The following is a 249-nucleotide window of genomic DNA, read 5'->3' on the forward strand; positions in this document are numbered from 1 at the left end:
CGGCCCAGGTCGCCGGTCCGGTAGAGCCGCCCGCCCGCCTGGTGCGGGTCCGGCAGGAAGGCGGCCGCGGTGAGCGCGGGCCGCCCGTGGTAGCCGCGCGCCTCGCCCGCGCCGCCGAGGTGGATCTCGCCCACCACGCCGTCCGGGACCGGCTCCAGGCGGTGGTCCAGCACCAGCAGCCGGGCGCCGGGCAGGGCCGCGCACTGCGCGGGGGTGCCGTCCTCGGCGCCCCGGGTGACGGAGGCCCAC

General features: G+C 81.9%; 1 pseudogene. It reads right to left on the reverse strand.

Annotated elements, in window-relative coordinates:
* A pseudogene (locus C7C46_RS33830) lies at positions 1-249 on the reverse strand (AMP-binding protein); the annotation flags it as partial.

It is taken from the genome of Streptomyces tateyamensis (genome assembly GCF_003205575.1).
Taxonomy (GTDB): Bacteria; Actinomycetota; Actinomycetes; order Streptomycetales; family Streptomycetaceae; genus Kitasatospora; species Kitasatospora tateyamensis.